The organism is Planococcus antarcticus DSM 14505 (genome assembly GCF_001687565.2).
Classification (GTDB): domain Bacteria; phylum Bacillota; class Bacilli; order Bacillales_A; family Planococcaceae; genus Planococcus; species Planococcus antarcticus.
Map to the genome: position 1 here is coordinate 2,563,676 of NZ_CP016534.2, position 19,554 is coordinate 2,583,229.

The window sequence follows — 19,554 nt, forward strand, 5'->3', positions numbered from 1 at the left end:
AATTTATCCTTTGATTCAGCAAGTCTGAATCAAGTTAAAAGTCATTTCCAAAAAAATCTTTATGGCTTTTCTACCTAATTTATCTGTCCGCAATTCAAAGAAGAGTTGATTTCTCTCTCAAAACGTCAAACTTTCTAACAACTTTACATTTAGCCATTAACCATATATGATTCAATTAATAAGAAGTTCGACATCCATAGTTCTTATGATTTCTTGAAATCAGTAGGAATCATTGGGTGCCAAACCCACTGCAAGCTTTAGGAACAAAGTTTGCTTTGAAAAAGTCATCGCCTTCGGGTGATGGCTTTTTTCGTTCTTCGATAAACTAAAATTACAAAACAATAAAAAAACCGGCCGGGCATCAGCCCAACCGGTTTTGTCTTTCATTAAGCTTCTGCTGTTTTAGCAGGTTTCTTATCGCGTGCCATCCATTGGATTCCGAACAGGATCACGAACAAAATTGAACCAATCGTATCAGACAAACCTTCTGGATAAATCAAAGCCAATCCGGTTGCAAATGTAATGATGCGCTCAAACCAGTTGAGCTGCCGGTACCAATAACCGATAAGCCCTGCTCCGATGGCAATCATACCCGTCAAAGCAGTGATCAATACCCAGATCAATTCAGGCCAGGTCGTATCGATCATCAGGAGCGATGGAGACAGAACGAACATATACGGAATGATAAACGCCGCTGCTGCTAATTTGGCTGCAGTGAAACCAGTCCGTATCGGCTCCCCACCTGAGATGCCTGATGCGGCAAATGCTGCAAGCGCAACAGGTGGTGTAATATCTGCGATAATCCCAAAGTAGAAAACGAATAAATGGGCAGATAAAGCGACCACAAGCGGCACAGCTGCTCCAACTGGCTCATCTAGCATCAACAGCGTGATAATAGCTGGTGCTGCTATCGTAGACGTGATGACATAGTTAGCAGTTGTTGGAGATCCCATACCAAGGACAATTGCCGCTAGCATCGTGAAGAAAAGAGTCAACAGGATATTTCCTCCTGAAGCTGAAACCAGTCCATTCGCTAAACTCAATCCGAGTCCAGTCTTTACGACTACGCCGACAATAATACCGGCTGCTGCTGTTGCAGCTGCAACAGCCAAAGCCGTTCGCGCACCGTCGACCAGCGCTAAAATGACGTCTTTGAAATTCAAGCGTGTTTCTTTATTGAAAGCACTGACGAAAATCGTCAAAAGAATTCCGTAAAGTGCCGCCTGCATAGTCGGAATGCCGATCAGCAAGAATACGATGATTGCGACAATTGGCAGCAGAAGATAAATCTTTTTCAATACTTCTTTGCGATCCGGCATCTCTTCCGGAGAAAGACCTTTTAGGCCGATCCGTTTCGCTTCGAAATGAGTCATGATCCAAACACCTGTGAAATACAAAAGAGCCGGTATTGTGGCAGCTTTGGCAATTTCCCAGTAAGTCACTCCCCCGATAAATTCCACCATCAGGAAGGCTGCAGCACCCATGATCGGCGGCATTAACTGTCCACCTGTTGAAGCTGCTGCCTCTACCCCACCGGCAAATTCTTTTTTGTAGCCCAGTTTTTTCATCATGGGAATTGTATAAGAACCCGATGTGACGACGTTGGCTACCGAACTTCCCGAAATGGTTCCTTGCAAGGCGCTGGAGAAAATCGCTACTTTTGCCGGGCCGCCTGTCAAATTTCCGGCCAGTGATACGGCCAAGTCATTGAAATACTGCCCTACTCCTGTTTTCACCAGGAATGAACCGAATAACAAGAAGGTGAAAATGAAAGTTGCCGATACGCCGATCGGAGTTCCCAGTATTCCGTCAGTAGTGTAGAACATCAGTTGGACAATTGAGTCCAAATCCTGTCCCCTGTGACGTAAAAACCCAGGGAAATAGGGTCCGAAAAAGGCGTATGTCAAAAACAAACTGGCAATGATTGTAATCGGCATACCTACTGCCCGACGCGTCGCTTCAAGCGTCAGCAGGATTGCTAAAATTCCGACGATCAAGTCCAATTCGGTAACCCGTCCAAGACGGAATACCAAATCTTCATACATAATTGGCCAATAGGCGGCTACACCAATTGACAGCAGCGCCAGTATGTAATCATACCAGGCAACTTTATGGCGAACGCCTTTGCGCTTTCTGGCAGGGAATAATAGAAAAATTAAGGACAAAGCAAACCCTAGGTGAATCGACCGCTGAATATAGGCGGTATACTGTCCGAAAATAGCGGTATATAGCTGGAATAGAGAAAATGCCAATAACCCGAAAAAGACCACATGTTTAATCATGCCACTCAAATCGCGCGTGTTGGACTCAGGATCGTATTTCTGTAAAACCTCCTTTTGCTTTTCTTTTGAGATGTAAGATTCATCCTCAGGCGGAAGTTTTTGCTTTTCGCGTTCTTCTGGAGGCAACTTATCACTCATCAATTCTCACTCCTTCTCTTAGTTGCAATAGGGATAGGCGCTCTACTCGAAAAGTATACGACTTACCTCTTTCAAGCGTTCTTTTTAAATCCAGCTGATACCCTTTAGTAATAAATGACAAATTCGCATCAACATCTCCTACAAACAGCCGGAACTCTGGAAGTTTCCTTGTCATATTTTTGATAAAGTATTTCCCGTCCTTTTCGACAAAGGTCTCTCCTTCTCCTGCATTTGAGGGCATGCCGATGTTAAAATCTTCATACTCTAGCTCTGTCATCATCAAATCATCATTGTCTACTACTTTATAGCTCTCGATAACTTCGGACAGATGGATTGAATGCGTATAATTTAGTTGAAAATATGGGCTTTCCAACGGCACATAAGCCGCAATGTCTTCAGTCTCATTATCGATAAACACATAATACTTCTGGAAAGGGGTGAATGCGATCAAGGAGCCGATTAAGATGAGGGCAATGATTAACAGAAGAAATACTTGTATCCGGGTAAACCGCATAGTCCATTCTCCTCCATCTGCAAAACAAATAACTGACGGCAGAGCTTGCGCTTTACCGTCAGTCAATCGCTCATTCAATTAATTTACTTCGTCGAAATATTTTTGCGCTCCCGGGTGAATATCGATGCCGATTCCATCAAGAGCTGTTTCTGCTTTGATGAATTCAGCTTTTGCATGCTGGATCTGATCTGTGTTTTCGTAAATTGCCTTCGTGATGTCGTAGACAAGATCTTCTGAAAGATCGTTCTGAACCACTAGCATAGCCAAAACAGAGACAGTTGGAACTTCCTCAGTCAATCCATAAATGCCTGACGGTACTACATCATTAGCATAGTATGGATATTTTTCGATCAGTTCGTCGGCCTTGTCCTGCTCTACAGGTACAATTACAACGTCTGATGTCGCTCCAAGGCTTTCAACTGCGCCTGTCGGAGTACCGGCAGTAATGAATGCCGCATCAATTTGACCTGACTGCAGGCTTTCCTGTGACTCACCAAAGTCAAGATTCTGAGCATTGACATCATCCATTGTCATACCGTGGATTTCCAATAATTGTTCAGCATTAATATAAGTCCCAGATCCAGGTGCACCAACAGAGACGCTTTTGCCTGCTAAATCATCAAATGAGGCAATTCCGGAATTTGCAGTGGTAACCAATTGAATTGTTTCTGGATAAAGTGCACCGATAGCAGAGACATTATCGATTACTTCACCATCAAACATATTCGATCCTTCAGCAGCATAAAATGCTGTATCGGTCTGAACAAAAGCGATTTGTGCAGCTCCATCAGCAAGTGCCGTCATGTTCGCAGCAGAAGCCTGAGAAACTTCAGCAGTTGTATCCAAGCCTGTTTCGTTTTCAACGATTACTGCCATTGCACCACCAAGTGGATAATACGTTCCTGTCGTTCCGCCCGTCAAGATGCTAAGGAATTCAGGATCAGATGCTCCGCCGCCTTCGCCTTCTGTTTCTGCGTCATCTCCGCAACCTGCCAAAAATACAGATCCTGCAAGAGTTGCTGCAACAAACAAGCCAAATTTCTTTTTCGACATAAAGTGACCTCCCTTTCCGATAATAGTTTTCTATGTTTCAACTTCATAATAGCATGCCTTTCTTACTAGTTTCAATGCATTTCAAAAAATACAACCGCTTACAGCGGGAACATTTAGAAAACTTCTTATGTTTCAGTACCTTCTACGTATATTTCAGGCGTTGTATCTTCTGGAGCTAAGTCTTCAAAGGTTTTTCCCTGCTCTTCAAGGTCACGAGTCCGGTGGGCAATACGAGCTGATGCACATGCAGCCACACTTGCTACCAAGTCATCCAGAAAGGTGTGGACTTGGCCGCCGTATTTCGTATCAAGCTTATGGATGATTCCCGTTTTGTTTTTGTCCAGATGCCCGAATGTCGTTACAGCAATACTGCCATAAGTCAATACCGCACCCAGTCCGATCATTTCATCAACGCCAAAGAGCCCTTCATCCGAGCCAACGATCTGCTGAAGCGGGCGTGATAGTTTTCCTTGCTCTGCCAGTTCATCCAATTCGATTCCCACCAGCAGCGCGTGCTGTATTTCGCGTTTACGCAAAACACTTTCAACCGATTCCATGCAGTGCTCCATCTTAAGTCCTTCATTAAAAGGCAGTTGCATATCCAAAACAATTTTGGCTATGTCTTCATTCGTGACTCCTCTGCGCTCTAGTGCTCCATGTGTCGCTTTTGTCACGTCATCTGAGTGAACTCGGAACTTTCCACCATCCATTTCCAAAACCCCTTTCGCCTTAATAAGTTGGTGTTCTTTCCCATTATACCTTGGACATTCAATATGGTACAATTTTCTTACAGAACCTTAGAGGAGGCATATAAATGACTACTGGAAAGGTAGAAGATTTATCCATCTACAGCAAGGAACTCCAAGAAGACATGCAATTGCTCGTCTATCTTCCTTCCAATTTCACGCCATTATATAAATACACGCTGGTCATCGCTTCTGATGGCAAAGACTATTTTCAATTGGGCAGAATTCCGCGTGTTGTGGACGAATTATTGGAAAATCAAGACATCGAAAATATTATTGTAGTCGGCGTTCCCTACAAGAGCGTCGCAGATCGAAACAAAAAATACGAACCTACCGGTGAACAGCACGGCGCCTATCTGCGCTTCTTGGCACACGAACTGGTACCGTTCCTCGATGAAAAATATCCAACTTATCAAGTTGGCATGGGGCGCGCGTTAATCGGAGATTCATTGGCAGCGACGGCGTCATTGATGGCTGCTTTAAAATACCCAAATATTTTTGGCCGTGTCATCCTGCAATCGCCAAAGGTCGGGGAAGAAATGCTGACAGCAGTGGAAGCATTCCAATCGGCCAACTCCTTCACGGTTTACCATGTGATCGGAAAAGAAGAAACAGCTGTCAAACTGGGAAATGGGGAAACCGAGGATTTCGTTGAACCAAACCGGAAATTAAATAATTTAATGAAAAATAAAGGGTTTTCGATCTTTTATGAAGAATTTGAAGGAGACCATACTTGGAAGCACTGGCAACCCGATTTGCGGCGTGCCCTTATTCAAAACTTCGGCATGTAGAAGTTGACAATATTCCAAAACATAGTTGGCACCACAACCATGAATGGTTATCACAGACAAGGAGGTCGTTAAGATGAAATATGGAGTTGCAGCTTTTCCTTCAAAAAAATTGCAGGATCTTGCCAATTCATACCGAAAACGTTACGATCCGCATTACGAGCTAATTACCCCTCATATGACATTGAAAGAACCATTTGAGGTCGATGCAACAACAATTAAAGATGTCGCAGCAGAAATGCTGAACATCGCCAACCGTCATAAACCGTTTAAACTGCACACCACTCGTGTCAGTACGTTTTCACCGATTACCAATACCTTGTATTTCAAGGTGGAAACGAATGCTGAAGTCGTCGCTTTACACGAAGATCTGCATTCTGATTTCTTCGGTGGCATGCCAAAACATTCTTTCGTGCCTCATATCACGATTGGACAAAAATTATCCGATACGGAACATGCCGATGTCTTTGGCCAATTGAAGATGGCCGGCATCGACCACGAAGAAGTTATTGACCGCATGCATCTGCTTTATCAACTAGAAGGTGGCTCATGGACGGTCTACGAGACATTCCGATTAACTGGAGATGATCAATAAGTGCTGAAAGTAAAAATTGCTGAAAACCAACTGGAAAAAGAACAGGCTTTTGATATTCGCAGAAAAGTTTTCGTAGAGGAACAACACGTTCCAATTCACATTGAAATGGATGAATACGATGACACTGCGATTCATTTTGTCGGCTACCAGCTCGAACAGCCAATTGCTGCGGGGCGAATCCGTGAAGTGGAAGCAGGTCTTGGAAAGGTTGAGCGGGTATGCGTACTTTCTGAATACCGCGGCCAACACATCGGCGTTCTGATGATGAATGAGATGGAGGAGCATGCACGGGCAAACGGCATTTTTAGGCTCAAATTGAATGCCCAGACCCATGCTTTAGCTTTCTATGAGAAACTCGGCTATGACATCACATCCGATGAATTCATGGATGCTGGTATTCCCCATAAGTCGATGGAGAAAATCGTGAACTAATGCGTTATTAAAAGAAAAAAGCAGCTCAGCCGAGTTATCGGTTGAGCTGCTTTTTGTATTTTCTATAGAATGTGGAATCCGCTGTCTACATGAATGGTTTCACCAGTGATTCCTCGTGACATATCGCTGAATAGGAAAGCAGCTGTATCGCCAACTTCTTCAGGTGTCGTATTGCGGCGCAACGGTGCTTTCTCCTCGATTTCGTGAAGAATTGAATTAAAGTCGCTAACGCCTTTTGACGACAATGTCCGGATTGGACCTGAAGAAATTGCATTCACGCGAATGCCGTGTTTGCCAAGATCAGCGGCTAAATAACGGACGGACATTTCAAGGGAAGCTTTCGCAACACCCATGACATTATAATTTGGCATTACGCGTTCGCCACCAATATAGGTCAGTGCTACGATGCTGCCGCCTTCAGCCATCAACGGCTTGGCGTTTTTCGCAATGTTCGTCAATGAGTAGGCGCTGATATTATGCGCCAATAAGAATCCGTCTCGTGAGGTATCTGAAAAATCACCTGCAAGTTCTTCACCTTTTGCAAAAGCGATACAATGGGCGAGTCCGTGGATCGTTCCTACCTGGTCGTTAATGGTCGTGAAACACGTAGCCACAGCTTCATCATTTGTTACGTCACATGGCAAGATCAGTTCATGGTTGCCATCAAGTGTCGCCACCAAATCACGCACCGATTTTTCAAAGCGTTCACCTGCATACGTAAAAATTAGATTTGCTCCGGATTGATCCAACGAACGTGCAATTCCCCAAGCAATGCTTCGCTTGTTGGCTACGCCCATAATGACAAAAGTCTTTCCTTTTAATGATATTGACATGTCTATTCCCCCTGCGTCTGTTATTATTACCTGGTACTAATAATACCTCACAAAAAAGAAAAGTGCAATTCGCACTTTTCTAGAGCCGGCTTAGGAACGTAGTTGCTAAACCCAAATAAATTAAAATTGAAATGATGTCATTTAAGGTAGTTATAAAAGGCCCTGATGCTACGGCTGGATCAATTTTCATTCGGTGGATCAATAACGGAATGAACGATCCTGCCAATGTTGCCACGAAAATGGAGCTCATGACCGCTGTTCCGACCAGCATCCCAATCAGTAACTCACCTTTCCAGAAATAAACCAATCCAACAACGACGACTCCGCAGACAACACCTGTGATCAGTCCTGTACCGGCTTCGCGGAACAACAGTTTCATCTTGCTTTGTTCTTCAATGTCGCCCGTCGCAATTCCTCGGACAGCTACGGCCAATGCCTGTGTGCCGCTGTTCCCAGCCATCCCGGCAATAAGCGGGATAAAAACCGCCAGCAGTGCCACTTGGTCCAGTGTCGCTTCGAACATTCCCATCAAATTAGCTGTCAACATCCCAAGAAATGTCAACAATAGCAACCAAGGCAGCCGTTTTTTCGCAGCAGTCAATGGTCCTTTATCAAACGTATCCATATCGGAGACAGCCGCCAATTTGGAGTAATCGTCCGACGCCTCTTCTTCTAGTACATCAATTATATCATCGACCGTGATGATACCGAGCAGATGCTGCTGGAAATCGACAACCGGCAAGGCTAGGAAATCGTAATCTTTGATCATCCGCGCCACTTCTTCCTGGTCTTCACTGACAGAAACACTGACGACCCGTTCGTTCATGATGGAGCTGATGAGGGTATCTTCCTCGGCAAGAATCAGATCTCTTAAAGTCACGATGCCCGAAAGCTTTTTATCATCATCAATCACAAAAACATAATAGATGGTTTCAGCATTCGGTGCTGCATTTCTTAGAATGTTCATCGCCGACCGGACCGTGGAGTTTTTCGGTATGGCCACAAATTCTGTCGTCATAATGGAACCTGCCGTATACTCTTCGTAATGTAGCAGGTCTTTGATTTGCTGTGCTGACTCTTTGTCCATGATTGTCAAATAACTGGCAACTTGTTCTTTATTTAATTCGTTTAAGACATCCACCGCGTCATCTGTATACATATAAGATAATAAATCTGAGGCATAACGGGCATCCATCTCATCGAATAAATCTTCGTATTCATCGTCATCCAATTCAATAGCTTCAAAAATATCCGCCATCTCTTTAGGAGAGAGATACTGATACAGCAACTGCCTGGTCTCAGAATTTGCCTTTTCATAAAAACTTGCTTGGTCGTATGGATGGTGGGACAAGAACTCATCGCGGAATTCCTTGACGTCCCCGCGGATAAGCAATTCAGTAAACAATGCGTCATTCAATTCTTCATCACGTACTACTTTTTCTTCCATCATGTATACTCCCTCCTTTCGAAGATCTTCTATGCTTGCTATAGTAGTCTATACGCTACACCATGGGTATGTATAGTAAATTTTAAATAAAGGGGTGTCTAATATGAAATATGATGTTATCGGTGATATACACGGTTGCTATCAGGAGCTGATCCAACTCATTCAACGTCTTGGCTACGAAAAGCAAGGCAATGGATTCGTTCATCCGGAAAACCGGAAACTCGCTTTTGTCGGTGATGCCACGGACCGCGGCCCTGAGTCTCTCAATGTTTTGAGATTGTTGTTTGCGCTACAGGATGAGGGCATTCTTTACTATTCCCCTGGAAATCACTGCAATAAACTTTTTCGATTTTTTAAAGGGCATGATGTCGAACTGGCTCACGGCTTAGAGATGACCGTAGCCGAATGGAAGCAGCTGTCCGAACCGGATAGACAGAAATTTAGAAACCGTTATATTCATTTTTATGAACAGCTTCCTCACTATCAACAGTTGGAAAATGAGCTCATTGTCGCCCACGCCGGTTTAAAGGCTGAAATGATCGGAAAACCGCTCAGCAAAGGCATTGCAATTTTTGTGCTGTACGGCGACATCACCGGGAGGTTTCATGCCGATGGCACTCCCGTTCGGCGCGACTGGGCTAAATCCTATAGAGGTCAGAAATGGGTGGTCTATGGTCATACGCCGACTGAAACGCCTTATTTTATCAACAACACCGTCAATATCGATACTGGTTGCGTATTCGGTGGCTTATTGACTGCCTTCCGTTATCCCGAAAAAGAAATCGTTTCTGTGCCTTCCTTGCAACCTTATCAACCTGATCGTTTTCACAGGTTCAGTTAAACCAATGACTGCATGTCTTTATTCAACGAAGAACTAAAAAACAGTGGATCTCCTGAAACTGGATGGATCAATTCCAATTTCGAACAATGAAGCGCCTGACGTCCCAACAGGTCTCTTTTGCCGCCATACAGATCGTCACCTAACAGCGGATAGCCGATATGGGTCATATGAACGCGTATCTGATGGGTTCTGCCAGTATTCAATTGCAGGATGATATGTGAGTAGCCTTCTAGTCTCTGTAGTACACGGACTTCGGTTTCAGCAAATTGCCCGCCTTCACGGACTTCCCGTTCGATGATGCTCGTATTCTTTCGTCCGATGGGAGCAGTTATCGTAAATTCATCTTTGTCTATCAGTCCATGAACCAGTGCCTCGTACCGCCGCTTCATCTTTTTTTCCTGTTGCTGCAGCGAGATCATATGATGAATATGGCGGTTTTTTGCGATGCAGACAAGTCCAGAAGTGTCACGGTCAAGCCTGGTCGCGATATGCAAAGTAGAAGGAATGCCGTGGTCGTTGAAATGCTTGGCGACAATATTGGCCAAGCTGCCAAACGGATGCTCTCGCGATGGAATGGTATTTTGGAAAGGCGGCTTTTCAACGATTAACAGGGCCGCATCTTCATAGACAATTTTCAAGTCACCCTCTTCTGCAACCAGCCCTTTTCCATGCTCTTCATTCGGAAAAATAACGGTCACAGCATCGCCTTTTTCCAAGGCATGCCTGACCGTTACTTCTGTGCCATTCACTAAAATCTGTCCGCCGCCGTACTTGACGGAAGCCAGTGTTCGTTTGGAAATGCCCCACTCCCCGAGTGCCTCGCGCAACAAGTTCGGAGCTTCAGCAGTATACGTCAGTTGGAAGGGTTTCATGTCATTCAATCTGAAAGCTCACTGTCAATAAAGGAATCGTGAACCCGCTGCCAAAACGGAAAGGCGCGGAACCTGGCAAATCGGACTTTTTCATTTGCTACCTTGTATTCAATTGATTTGACATCTTTATGGAGCAATTGCAAATGATCAACAGTGACCATGAAATCAGGTGCTTTCACTGGCCGCAATGCACACCGGTGATGGCCAGGCAGAACCAGCGGTGATCCGACTGTACGGAAGACCCGATTGTTGATAGAGGCCATCTCCGTCAATTGCATCGCCTGCAGTGATGGGTGGATGATGGCTCCTCCTAACGCTTTGTTGTAGGCTGTACTGCCGGAAGGCGTAGACATGCACAAGCCATCTCCTCTAAAGCGCTCGAAATGGCTTTCGTTCAAAAAGACATCCATGACCAATGTAACGTCCGGAGACTTGACAGTCGACTCGTTCAGCGCTAGGTAAACGGCTGGTTCATCTAAGTTCTGATAGTGAATACTGACTTCCAATAAAGGATATTCGATCACTTCATATTCCTTTTTAGCAATTGATAAAACCAGCTTCTCAATTTCAATCGGCTTCCAGTCGGCATAAAAACCTAAATGGCCTGTATGTATCCCAACAAAGGCCACATCTGCCAGTTTCTCGCTGTATTTATGGAATGCGTGAAGCAATGTCCCATCTCCACCAATCGACAGGACAACATCAGGCGATTCTTCATTCCACTCCATCCCGAAATCCTCCAGGTAATTCTTTGCGGTGGACATCAATTCATTGGATAATTTGTCACTTCTCGATATGATAAAAAATTTCATCGTTCTGGTCGACCTCCCTCTCTGTCATTTCGAAAATGGGTTCCAGGCGATTCCTTGAACTCAGTGAAATAGGCTTGAGCTTCTTGAATTTCGTCCCGAATCTGCGACATTTCCTCATCCAGTTGAAACGCGGCTTCGGCGGCACGCTGAAGACGGTTCTTTATCTCCTCTGGAAAAACACCTTTATATTTGTAATTCAAGGAATGCTCAATGGACGCCCAGAAATTCATTGCTAAGGTCCGAATCTGGATTTCTGCTAAAATTAGCCGCTCTCCGTTGATGGTCTGAACCGGATATTCCACAATAACGTGGTAGGATCGATAGCCGCTTTGTTTTTCATGAGAGATATAATCTTTTTCTTCCACAATTCGCAAGTCTTTTCGCTGCCTCAGCAAGCCAATTACAGTCTCGATATCCCCAACAAATTGGCACATCATTCGAATTCCTGCAATATCCTGCAATTGGTGGGCAAGCTCTTTGGATGGCTCAAACGGAATACCTTTTTCCAAGGTCTTATCGTAGATGCTCGCCAAAGGTTTGACACGGCCGGTCACAAACTCAATCGGCGAATTTGTATTGTCGTTTTCAAATTGGCTTCGCATCCCCTTGAATTTTATCTTCAATTCATCTACTGCCTGTTTATAGGGTGCTAAAAATCGATTCCATTGACCCATGTCCGGTCCTCCTCACTTCTTTTAAGATCGTGAAGCAAGTGCCTCATGAAATGACTGTTCTACAGCAGTACGGAAAGCTTCCCCGTAGTTGTCGTTGCCCTCTATATTTTCTACCAGCATCCACAGCTCTTCATGGAAATTTGCCAGCGGCATGACTTGTTTACCCCAAGTCAGGAGCGGAACTTTTTCTTGCTGCAGCGCTTTGGTTAGGGCTGGCCATGTATGTACATCAAACTGAACGTATATATAGTCTGTACCCGTATCCAGCAAATAGACAAACGCTTGATTGTCGGAATCTGTCAGCATTTGCCCCGACGCTTCAATTGCTTCAGCCGGTTCGGTTTCTTCGATGAAAAATTCAATTTTGTTTTCAGTAATCTCGGTTCGGTTTATCGCCACTAATTTATGCAAATTGATCCTTCCTTTCTAGCTTCTTAATAATGATATTTTAACACAGCTCTGTCATTCGTTGCAGTTTGCACGGAACTATCCGATAATGAAGTTATGAATAAGTTGGACCAACGATTTTCATTAGTTACTATTCTGCAAAACAGCTGCGCTTTGCTACGGACTTGCCCCATGTCATTATGTAAACAGTGGAAAATGGAGGCTTCTCTCTAAATTCATTATTTTTTTGTGAAGGCACGTCCATAAAATGAGTCAAGCACGTAAACTGGCGTTCTTTTTTTAACTCTTTGCGGAAACCATAGCGCAAAAGGCCGAATCGATATATAACAGATAAAGTCTTTAGTTTAACTAATATGAAGAGGTGTTCGACATGACAAAAGAACTTGAAATCGAATTTAAAAACATGCTGACCAAAGAAGAATACAGACGCTTGCTAAAAGACTTCGCTGTTTTTCACAACGGCCCTGTCACACAGCACAATCATTATTTTGATACTAGTGATTTTCAATTGAAAAAACAGCGCAGCGCTCTGCGCATCCGAAATAAAAACGACCACTTCGAGTGCACGCTGAAAACTCCTGCAGCTATCGGATATTACGAAATTACCGATCAATTGACCAAAGAGCAAGCAGGCCGCATGCTCGAATTAAAAACCTTTGAAGCTGCTGAAGTATCAGATGCTATGCAAAAACTTGATGTATCGGTTGCAGATTTGAAAGCGATTGGCACATTGACCACGCACCGTGTGGAATTCGACCACTTGGAAGGCTTGTTAGTAATCGACCATTCCGAGTATAACGGCCAGGAAGATTTCGAAGTAGAATTCGAAGTAACAGATGCTACTGCAGGCCATGAACGCTTCCTAGCTTTTCTGCAGCAGCGAGAGATACCTGAACGTCCGGCTAACAAGAAAATCGCACGCTTTATGGACTCAGCTTCTGCTCGATCTGCAGAATAGCATTTTTAAACCTAAATTCTACCAGCATTTCAATCGATTTATTTGAGATATTTGTGCTGCGTTGTTAGAATGAAATGATAGCTAAAGCAAAGGAGACACGATGATGACTGGAAAACCGATTATTCCGTACGAAGAGATTGGTGCGGAAACATTGTCACAGTTAGTCGATGCATTTTATGCTCGCGTAGGGGCACATCCAAAGCTGCAGCCCATTTTTCCAAATGATCTTTCAGAAACCGCCCGTAAACAAAAACAATTTTTAACCCAATACCTAGGTGGACCGAATCTTTATTCAGAAGAACATGGACACCCGAGACTAAAGGCAAGACATAACCCGTTTGCCATCACACCTACTAGAGCTCAAGCTTGGTTGGAGTGTATGAGCGAGGCAATGGATGAAGTGGGACTGAATGGAATGTTCCGTGAAACCTTATACAACCGACTTGTTTTAACTGCACATCATATGATCAATGAGTCTGATAGTGAGGAGGAGTTGGAGTGAGCAACCTAGACTTGGCTCAGGAAACTCGTGAGCCTGCGAATTCCTTTAAACCAATGGAATTGTATGTTTTCGTAGATCCTTTGAACTCAGAGTGTTGGGAACTTCAGGGGATTATCCGAAAATTACAGATTGAATACGGTCATTATTTTTCCATGCGCATTGTGTTGAGTACGCAATTATTTAACTTAAATAAAACAACACCTTCATCAAATATTGACACGGATAACTTAACCCATCCCGTCTTGCCTTCTGTAGCGATCAAGGCTGCAGAACTCCAGGGAAAACGTTCTGGGAACCGCTTCCTTCACAAATTACAGGAGCACCTGTTTCTTCAATCGAAAGATGTCTCTTCTTACAGCGTCTTACTGGAAATAGCGGAAGAAGCAGAACTAGATCAAGAAGAATTCAAATTGGATTTCCATTCTGTACATACCGCAAAAGCGTTCCAATGCGATTTACAGATCACACGCGAGATGGAAATCAACGAAGTGCCAAGTATTGTCTTTTTCAATGAATGTATTGAAGACGAAGGCGTCAAAGTATCCGGACTTTATTCATATGATGTTTATCAAACAATTTTACAGGAAATGCTGGGAGAAGAAAGCCTGAATCGGCAAACCCCGCCATCCTTGGACGATCTCTTTACCAAATATTCAACTATGGCAACTAAAGAAATTGCTTCTATATACAATATTTCCGAACAAACAGCAGAATGCGAACTGAAAAAGCAGGTTCTGCAACAAAAACTCGAACGCATCTGCATGCCAAAAGAAACCTTATGGAAAGTAAAATAACCTGTCTCCCAATTACGGGAGACAGGTTATTTTTTTAGGCGTATAAGTGGCTTGAGAAAGTATTTGGAGATCTCCAGAAAGTATTTGATCTCTTTCGGAAAGTATTCTGCCTCAAACAGAAAGTATTTAGATGCAATCAGAAAGTATATCCAATTAACTGGCAAAAAAAGACCTCAGCATAGCTACTCACATTGTAGACAAAGTAAAAGACGCCTTCCACGTCCGGAAGGCGTCTTTCTATATTACACAAAGGGGATGGGAGAAATATTCACGCTCAAACAAAGGGGTGTATGTTTGTATGTGATTTATTTCACAAGATTATCTTATCACGGAATAATAGTTAAATCAATATTTCACAAGCAGTTTCACAAACTTGTCATATTTGTAGTCAGAATGAAATTTTTTATCCATCTAATCGTTATTTAAAAATAATATAAAAAAGAAGCAACCCCATTAAGGCTGCTTCTTTTTATGCTTTATTTATTCAGCAATAATTTTTCGAGTTCGTTTAATTTTTGTTCGAACACCATGCAAGCTTCTTTAACAGCTTTTGATTGGGTCATGTCAACACCGGCTTTTTTCAGCACTTCTATTGGATAATCTGAGCTTCCTGCCTTGAGGAATTCATTGATGTAACGATCGACTGCTGGTTGTCCTTCTTCCAAAATCACTTTACTTAATGCTGTAGCTGCGCTAAAGCCTGTAGCGTATTGGAAGACATAATAATTATAGTAAAAGTGTGGAATACGTGCCCACTCCATACCAATTTCTTCGTCAGCCGCGACGTCAGGTCCGTAATATTTTTGATTTAGCTCATAATAGACTTCTGTTAAGCGATCTGCAGTCAATGCTTCACCGTCTTGGTCCATTTTGTGAATCAAGTGTTCGAACTCGGCAAACATCGTCTGGCGGAATACCGTTCCACGGAATCCATCAAGCCAGTGGTTCAGCAGGTAAATACGCTCCTGGTCATCTTGTGTAGAATTTACCATGTATTCGTTTAGTAATGCTTCATTGGTCGTCGAAGCCACTTCTGCTACAAAAATCGAATAATCTCCGTAGACGTATGGCTGATTGGCGCGGGTATAGTAGCTGTGGACACTGTGTCCGAATTCGTGCGCCAAAGTAAATAGATTGTCTACATTGTCCTGCCAGTTCATCAGGATATAGGGATTAGTTCCATAGGCGCCCGATGAATATGCCCCGCTGCGCTTTCCTTTGTTCTCTTTCACGTCTACCCAGCGATTATCGATGCCTTCTTTGACAATGCCTACGTATTCCTCACCAAGTGCTCCAAGCCCTTTAAGCATAAGTTCTATAGCTCTTTCATACGGAATTTCCATTTTTACTTCTTTGACCAAAGGTGTATGCATGTCCCACATATGAACTTTGTCGATTCCAAGTACTTCCTTGCGCAGTGCTGCGTAGCGGTGTAAAAGATGCAGATTGTTGTTGACGGTCTCCACTAGGTTATCGTATACCGCTTCCGGAATATGATCGTCAGCTAATGCTGCCTGGCGCGCCGATTCAAATTTACGAATTCTTGCATCAACATTATCACGCTTGATGTTGCCGGATAGCGTTGAAGCGAATGTATTACGAAACTTGCCATAGGTTGCATAAACTGCTTTAAATGCATCCTCACGCACGCGGCGATCCTTGCTTTCCAGAAATCGGATATAATTGCCATGCGTAATCTGTACTTTTTCACCCGACTCATCTTCTATTTCCGGAAACTCTAAATCTGCATTGTTCAGCATACCGAAAGTTTCTGAAGACGCTCGGCTTACTTCGGACATCTGCGCCAGCAGGGATTCCTGCTCTGCGGGCAACACGTGCGGACGGAGCGCATTCAATTCCTCAAGCGCTTGCTTGTATAAACTGAGACCTTCATGGCTTTCCACATAGCCGTTTAATACAGATTCCTCCAAAGCCAAAATTTCAGGCGTCAGAAACGACAAGCCAGCCGATACCTTTGCAAATAAAGATTTCACACGGCTATCCATCGCCTGGTATTTCGAGTTTGTCGTATCTTGATCGTAGCGCATATGCGAATACGTATAAAGGCGTCTTAGGCGCTCGGTCAATTCATCTTTGTAAACCAGCACTTCGTAAAGGGATTCAGCGCTTTCCTGTAGTTTTCCTTGATACGACTCTGCTTTGTCTCCGATAGCTGCAACTTCGACAAACTCTTTTTCCCAAAATGCATCGGTTTCAAATATATCTTCCAATTTCCACGTTAGTTCTGTCGGAACTTCTTCTCTTGCCAATACTTTGTTCACCATTTAATTTCCTCCTCTGTCCCGTTCTTTCGGGAAACGAACTACATCTTATTTTCTCAATTTTCGCAAGCTTTTGCAATAGTTATCATAGGCGATATCCAAAAGTTTGAAATCTTTCGAAGAATGATCCTTCGAAATCAGATATAAGGCCAGGTAATCTGACACCAGTACTGTCGCTTGAGTTGCTCGGGCAGGATTGGATAACACCAATTTTCCGGAAGCAATCAGCATATCCACCGAAATACCTTTCTCCCAGCCAGCAACTGCCTGTAATTGCCACAATACCGCAGGCTGCTTCAAACATTCAGCACCGAGTATAGGAATCCCAAACCAAGCCGGCAAATTCGTCATATCCAGACGCAGTTCATAGCATAGGCGACAATATAAACTTTTTATCCGGTTGTCGAAATACAGCTGACTTCGGATGTATTGCTGTCTGGCATTCCGAAAAATTCCCAACACCACATTAAATTCCTCTTTTGTCAGTGCTTTTGGTACAGCGAAAGGAAAAACCTGTTTGTTCGTCCCAATCGATTTGGTTTTCCCCACCCAACGATTCGTACTCACATAAAACAAATTTGAATGATAATAAAATCGATTACTTGGTGGATAAAACAAAAGAAGAAAAGAAACTTGCTCAGTACTTCTTCTCATCTCTACTTCATGTGTCTTTAGATGCAACATCCCAATTTCTTCACGACAAGGCGCTTTTAAGCCTTTTATCCAAATGGCACGTATATTCAGCTTGCGATAACCTTCTGACCGCTGTTTAAGTAGTGGGACTGGTATTGTGCTACATTGAAATTCAATCGCAAACTGCCCATTGACCAAAAGGTCCGCACGCTGACGGATTTGAGGAATATAGCTTTCTAATTCGACTTTTAAGTCTAACCGTTGAAAGAATTGATATAGAAGAAGTTTTCCTTGAAGATGTAGAGAGGATTCAGGTTCACTGAAATGATCGCAGTCTGAACGAGTTTGGTGCGCAAAATGAGGGATATTAATTTCTCCGATTTTCAAAAGCAGCGGCGCCTTGCAGGAAGGACAGAAGAATTTCTCCCGCAAACGAATCTCCTTAAGTTCTGCCCGAGCATGTTTTCCGGTCAAATAGAACAATTCCTGTTGTCTAGTTTTGGCCACTAATATAGTAATCACTCTCCTTTCTTCTAGTTTATGGAACGAGAGTGACTTTGGCAATAAAAAAAGACCTCCTCGGAAGGAGATCTTAGCCAAAATAATGAAGTACGTTTGAGAGCGCGTCTTTTTTGAAAATTGGTTTTCCGTATTCCTCAAGACGGTGCACCGTTACCGGTGATGTGCGCAAATATTCTGAGATGATGCTGACATTATTTTTAATATCTTCTTCTGAATGAAGGATTTCATCAAAATTTGTATAAAGGTAATACTTGTTGTCGAAATGATAAACTGCGGATTCGATTGGAACATACATCAACCGGCGCGCAATCGGCAACAATTCTTCCACTTCAGAGAAAACAAACGTATATTCAAGTTTCTTAATATCAGGTTCATCGAAAACCGGTTCGAACTCATCAAATTCCGGAGTGGCCGCGTCTTCACTTGCAAACATTTTACGACGTTCTTCTATATCATCAGGCATATCAAGCTTCTGCCCATCTTTAGTTAATTGAGCACGTGTGACAGTAACTTCAAGACCTTTGTCCATAGCCTGGACTTGGATCCAAAGCGGACCTTCCATTACGAAATCTGCTTCTTCATTGACTTCATCCATCATTTCCCAAAAAAGCTCTTCGCTCTTATCTCTGTTAAACCAGATTTCGTCACGGCTAAACCCTCGCTCTTCAACGTCGAGATAGGAAATGTAAAATTTAACTGTGTTGTCGTTGATACGTTCTATTTCCATTTTACACCTCTCCTTTACGGTTTGGACTAAGAGAACATTCCTCAGAGCCGTGCTATGTTTCTTTTCACAAGTATAACTTTTTTCACGGACAAAGAAAAAGTTTATGCCTATACCCAAAGACAAGTTTCAAGTACATAGAGTTTAATCTACTCAACTGATTTTTGCAACTAATTTAAAATAAAGAAAAGCTGTCCCAGATCTCTTATGAAATACCATAAAGACCGGACAGCTGATGTGCTTATTGTTAGTTCACCATTCGTTGAGCTTCGAGCAATTGATAAGCTCTAACTTTACGTGGTAGGAATCGACGGATTTCATCTTCATTGTAGCCAACCTGCAGGCGTTTCTCGTCCATAATGATCGGGCGACGCAACAGTCCTGGATGCTCTTGAATTAACTCATATAGGCGCTGAAGCGGTAAACTCTCAACATCTACATTCAATTTTTGAAATATCTTAGAACGGGTAGAGATGATTTCATCTGTGCCGTCTTCAGTCATGCGTAAAATTTCTTTAATTTCACTGATTGTCAAAGGTTCAGAAAAAATATTGCGTTCTGTATACGGGATCTCGTGTTCCTCAAGCCAAGCTTTTGCTTTTCTGCAAGATGTACAGCTCGGAGAAGTGAATAATGTAACCATCATAATGGAGCACTTCCTTTCGGATTCTTGAAAATTAGTGTAATTCATTTTTCAAATTAGA

The 19,554-nt window shown here is 43.2% G+C and carries 21 protein-coding genes; 7 read left to right on the forward strand and 14 right to left on the reverse strand.

Annotated features, from left to right (window positions below; all coding sequences use genetic code 11):
• Window positions 1–386: 386 nt before the first annotated feature.
• The 4 genes from BBH88_RS12830 to BBH88_RS12845 form a co-directional block, all read right to left on the reverse strand.
• On the reverse strand, window positions 387–2,420 hold the full coding sequence (locus BBH88_RS12830; protein WP_006829709.1) for a TRAP transporter permease: 2,034 nt from the start codon (window positions 2,418–2,420) through the stop codon (window positions 387–389).
• Window positions 2,413–2,934 carry a DUF1850 domain-containing protein gene (locus BBH88_RS12835; RefSeq protein WP_006829710.1) on the reverse strand — a complete coding sequence of 174 codons (522 nt, stop codon included), beginning with the start codon at window positions 2,932–2,934 and terminating at the stop codon, window positions 2,413–2,415. The genes BBH88_RS12830 and BBH88_RS12835 overlap by 8 nt, the downstream gene beginning before the upstream one ends.
• Window positions 2,935–3,012: 78 nt before the next feature.
• Window positions 3,013–3,987, reverse strand: coding sequence for a TAXI family TRAP transporter solute-binding subunit (locus BBH88_RS12840; RefSeq protein ID WP_006829711.1), 975 nt, complete (start codon window positions 3,985–3,987; stop codon window positions 3,013–3,015).
• A 125-nt stretch (window positions 3,988–4,112) separates the two neighbouring features.
• On the reverse strand, window positions 4,113–4,697 hold the full coding sequence (locus BBH88_RS12845) for a phosphatidylglycerophosphatase A family protein (protein WP_006829712.1): 585 nt from the start codon (window positions 4,695–4,697) through the stop codon (window positions 4,113–4,115).
• A gap of 104 nt (window positions 4,698–4,801) precedes the next feature.
• Between BBH88_RS12845 and BBH88_RS12850 the strand changes: the two genes are divergently transcribed.
• The 3 genes from BBH88_RS12850 to BBH88_RS12860 all read left to right on the forward strand — a co-directional run bounded on the left by BBH88_RS12850 (window position 4,802) and on the right by BBH88_RS12860 (window position 6,548).
• Complete coding sequence (locus tag BBH88_RS12850) at window positions 4,802–5,524, forward strand: alpha/beta hydrolase (RefSeq protein ID WP_006829713.1); 723 nt, start codon at window positions 4,802–4,804, stop codon at window positions 5,522–5,524.
• A gap of 73 nt (window positions 5,525–5,597) precedes the next feature.
• Entirely contained in the window at window positions 5,598–6,116 is a 519-nt protein-coding gene (locus BBH88_RS12855; protein ID WP_006829714.1) for a YjcG family protein, read from the forward strand.
• Window positions 6,117–6,548, forward strand: a complete 432-nt coding sequence (locus BBH88_RS12860; RefSeq protein WP_006829715.1) for a GNAT family N-acetyltransferase — start codon at window positions 6,117–6,119, stop codon at window positions 6,546–6,548. It begins immediately after the preceding gene.
• Window positions 6,549–6,610: 62 nt separating this feature from the next.
• Here the strand turns inward: BBH88_RS12860 and fabI are convergent, their stop codons facing one another.
• Together fabI and mgtE are read right to left on the reverse strand one after the other, a co-directional pair.
• The gene (gene fabI / locus BBH88_RS12865; RefSeq protein ID WP_065536719.1) at window positions 6,611–7,381 is read right to left on the reverse strand and encodes an enoyl-ACP reductase FabI; all 771 of its coding nucleotides are present in this window, start codon (window positions 7,379–7,381) and stop codon (window positions 6,611–6,613) included.
• 79 nt (window positions 7,382–7,460) lie between these two features.
• Window positions 7,461–8,831, reverse strand: coding sequence for a magnesium transporter (mgtE, locus tag BBH88_RS12870; RefSeq protein WP_006829717.1), 1,371 nt, complete (start codon window positions 8,829–8,831; stop codon window positions 7,461–7,463).
• 100 nt (window positions 8,832–8,931) lie between these two features.
• Here mgtE and prpE point away from each other — a divergent pair, with 100 nt between their 5' ends.
• Window positions 8,932–9,669, forward strand: coding sequence for a bis(5'-nucleosyl)-tetraphosphatase PrpE (prpE, locus tag BBH88_RS12875; RefSeq protein WP_006829718.1), 738 nt, complete (start codon window positions 8,932–8,934; stop codon window positions 9,667–9,669).
• Here the strand turns inward: prpE and BBH88_RS12880 are convergent.
• The 4 genes from BBH88_RS12880 to BBH88_RS12895 are packed head-to-tail and all read right to left on the reverse strand — an operon-like array spanning window position 9,666 to window position 12,438.
• On the reverse strand, window positions 9,666–10,541 hold the full coding sequence (locus BBH88_RS12880; RefSeq protein WP_040852297.1) for an RluA family pseudouridine synthase: 876 nt from the start codon (window positions 10,539–10,541) through the stop codon (window positions 9,666–9,668). The genes prpE and BBH88_RS12880 overlap by 4 nt on opposite strands.
• Before the next feature lie 5 nt (window positions 10,542–10,546).
• Window positions 10,547–11,353 (reverse strand): NAD kinase, encoded by an 807-nt coding sequence (locus BBH88_RS12885; RefSeq protein WP_006829720.1) that lies wholly within the window; start codon window positions 11,351–11,353, stop codon window positions 10,547–10,549.
• Complete coding sequence (locus BBH88_RS12890) at window positions 11,350–12,027, reverse strand: GTP diphosphokinase (protein ID WP_006829721.1); 678 nt, start codon at window positions 12,025–12,027, stop codon at window positions 11,350–11,352. The genes BBH88_RS12885 and BBH88_RS12890 overlap by 4 nt, the downstream gene beginning before the upstream one ends.
• 21 nt (window positions 12,028–12,048) lie before the next feature.
• On the reverse strand, window positions 12,049–12,438 hold the full coding sequence (locus BBH88_RS12895; RefSeq protein ID WP_006829722.1) for a UPF0738 family protein: 390 nt from the start codon (window positions 12,436–12,438) through the stop codon (window positions 12,049–12,051).
• Between the two features lie 367 nt (window positions 12,439–12,805).
• On the opposite strand from BBH88_RS12895, the gene BBH88_RS12900 reads away from it, so the two are divergent.
• From BBH88_RS12900 to BBH88_RS12910, 3 genes are all read left to right on the forward strand, one after another.
• Window positions 12,806–13,393 carry a CYTH domain-containing protein gene (locus tag BBH88_RS12900; protein WP_006829723.1) on the forward strand — a complete coding sequence of 196 codons (588 nt, stop codon included), beginning with the start codon at window positions 12,806–12,808 and terminating at the stop codon, window positions 13,391–13,393.
• A gap of 103 nt (window positions 13,394–13,496) precedes the next feature.
• The gene (locus BBH88_RS12905; protein ID WP_006829724.1) at window positions 13,497–13,895 is read left to right on the forward strand and encodes a globin domain-containing protein; all 399 of its coding nucleotides are present in this window, start codon (window positions 13,497–13,499) and stop codon (window positions 13,893–13,895) included.
• A complete protein-coding gene (locus BBH88_RS12910; protein WP_006829725.1) occupies window positions 13,892–14,689 on the forward strand; it encodes a ClpXP adapter SpxH family protein in 798 nt (265 codons plus the stop codon). The genes BBH88_RS12905 and BBH88_RS12910 overlap by 4 nt, the downstream gene beginning before the upstream one ends.
• Before the next feature lie 476 nt (window positions 14,690–15,165).
• Here BBH88_RS12910 and pepF read toward each other — a convergent pair whose 3' ends face one another.
• From pepF to spxA, 4 genes are all read right to left on the reverse strand, one after another.
• The gene (gene pepF / locus BBH88_RS12915; protein ID WP_065536718.1) at window positions 15,166–16,974 is read right to left on the reverse strand and encodes an oligoendopeptidase F; all 1,809 of its coding nucleotides are present in this window, start codon (window positions 16,972–16,974) and stop codon (window positions 15,166–15,168) included.
• Window positions 16,975–17,019: 45 nt separating this feature from the next.
• Window positions 17,020–18,126, reverse strand: coding sequence for a competence protein CoiA (locus BBH88_RS12920; protein WP_238323308.1), 1,107 nt, complete (start codon window positions 18,124–18,126; stop codon window positions 17,020–17,022).
• A 70-nt stretch (window positions 18,127–18,196) separates the two neighbouring features.
• Window positions 18,197–18,853 (reverse strand): adaptor protein MecA, encoded by a 657-nt coding sequence (mecA, locus tag BBH88_RS12925; RefSeq protein ID WP_006829728.1) that lies wholly within the window; start codon window positions 18,851–18,853, stop codon window positions 18,197–18,199.
• A 244-nt stretch (window positions 18,854–19,097) separates the two neighbouring features.
• Window positions 19,098–19,493: a transcriptional regulator SpxA gene (gene spxA / locus BBH88_RS12930; RefSeq protein ID WP_006829729.1), complete on the reverse strand. Its 396-nt coding sequence runs from the start codon at window positions 19,491–19,493 to the stop codon at window positions 19,098–19,100.
• Window positions 19,494–19,554 lie beyond the last annotated feature (61 nt).

Excerpts from the sequence above, each read along its gene's own strand:
- BBH88_RS12845 (WP_006829712.1), bottom strand. The coding sequence starts at position 4,697 with ATGGATGGTGGAAAGTTCCGAGTTCACTCAGATGACGTGACAAAAGCG.
- BBH88_RS12840 (WP_006829711.1), bottom strand. The coding sequence starts at position 3,987 with ATGTCGAAAAAGAAATTTGGCTTGTTTGTTGCAGCAACTCTTGCAGGA.
- BBH88_RS12830 (WP_006829709.1), bottom strand. The coding sequence starts at position 2,420 with ATGAGTGATAAGTTGCCTCCAGAAGAACGCGAAAAGCAAAAACTTCCG.
- BBH88_RS12850 (WP_006829713.1), top strand. The coding sequence starts at position 4,802 with ATGACTACTGGAAAGGTAGAAGATTTATCCATCTACAGCAAGGAACTC.
- BBH88_RS12900 (WP_006829723.1), top strand. The coding sequence starts at position 12,806 with ATGACAAAAGAACTTGAAATCGAATTTAAAAACATGCTGACCAAAGAA.
- mgtE (WP_006829717.1), bottom strand. The coding sequence starts at position 8,831 with ATGATGGAAGAAAAAGTAGTACGTGATGAAGAATTGAATGACGCATTG.
- fabI (WP_065536719.1), bottom strand. The coding sequence starts at position 7,381 with ATGTCAATATCATTAAAAGGAAAGACTTTTGTCATTATGGGCGTAGCC.
- BBH88_RS12880 (WP_040852297.1), bottom strand. The coding sequence starts at position 10,541 with ATGAAACCCTTCCAACTGACGTATACTGCTGAAGCTCCGAACTTGTTG.
- BBH88_RS12835 (WP_006829710.1), bottom strand. The coding sequence starts at position 2,934 with ATGCGGTTTACCCGGATACAAGTATTTCTTCTGTTAATCATTGCCCTC.
- spxA (WP_006829729.1), bottom strand. The coding sequence starts at position 19,493 with ATGGTTACATTATTCACTTCTCCGAGCTGTACATCTTGCAGAAAAGCA.
- mecA (WP_006829728.1), bottom strand. The coding sequence starts at position 18,853 with ATGGAAATAGAACGTATCAACGACAACACAGTTAAATTTTACATTTCC.
- BBH88_RS12905 (WP_006829724.1), top strand. The coding sequence starts at position 13,497 with ATGACTGGAAAACCGATTATTCCGTACGAAGAGATTGGTGCGGAAACA.
- BBH88_RS12890 (WP_006829721.1), bottom strand. The coding sequence starts at position 12,027 with ATGGGTCAATGGAATCGATTTTTAGCACCCTATAAACAGGCAGTAGAT.
- prpE (WP_006829718.1), top strand. The coding sequence starts at position 8,932 with ATGAAATATGATGTTATCGGTGATATACACGGTTGCTATCAGGAGCTG.
- pepF (WP_065536718.1), bottom strand. The coding sequence starts at position 16,974 with ATGGTGAACAAAGTATTGGCAAGAGAAGAAGTTCCGACAGAACTAACG.
- BBH88_RS12885 (WP_006829720.1), bottom strand. The coding sequence starts at position 11,353 with ATGAAATTTTTTATCATATCGAGAAGTGACAAATTATCCAATGAATTG.
- BBH88_RS12855 (WP_006829714.1), top strand. The coding sequence starts at position 5,598 with ATGAAATATGGAGTTGCAGCTTTTCCTTCAAAAAAATTGCAGGATCTT.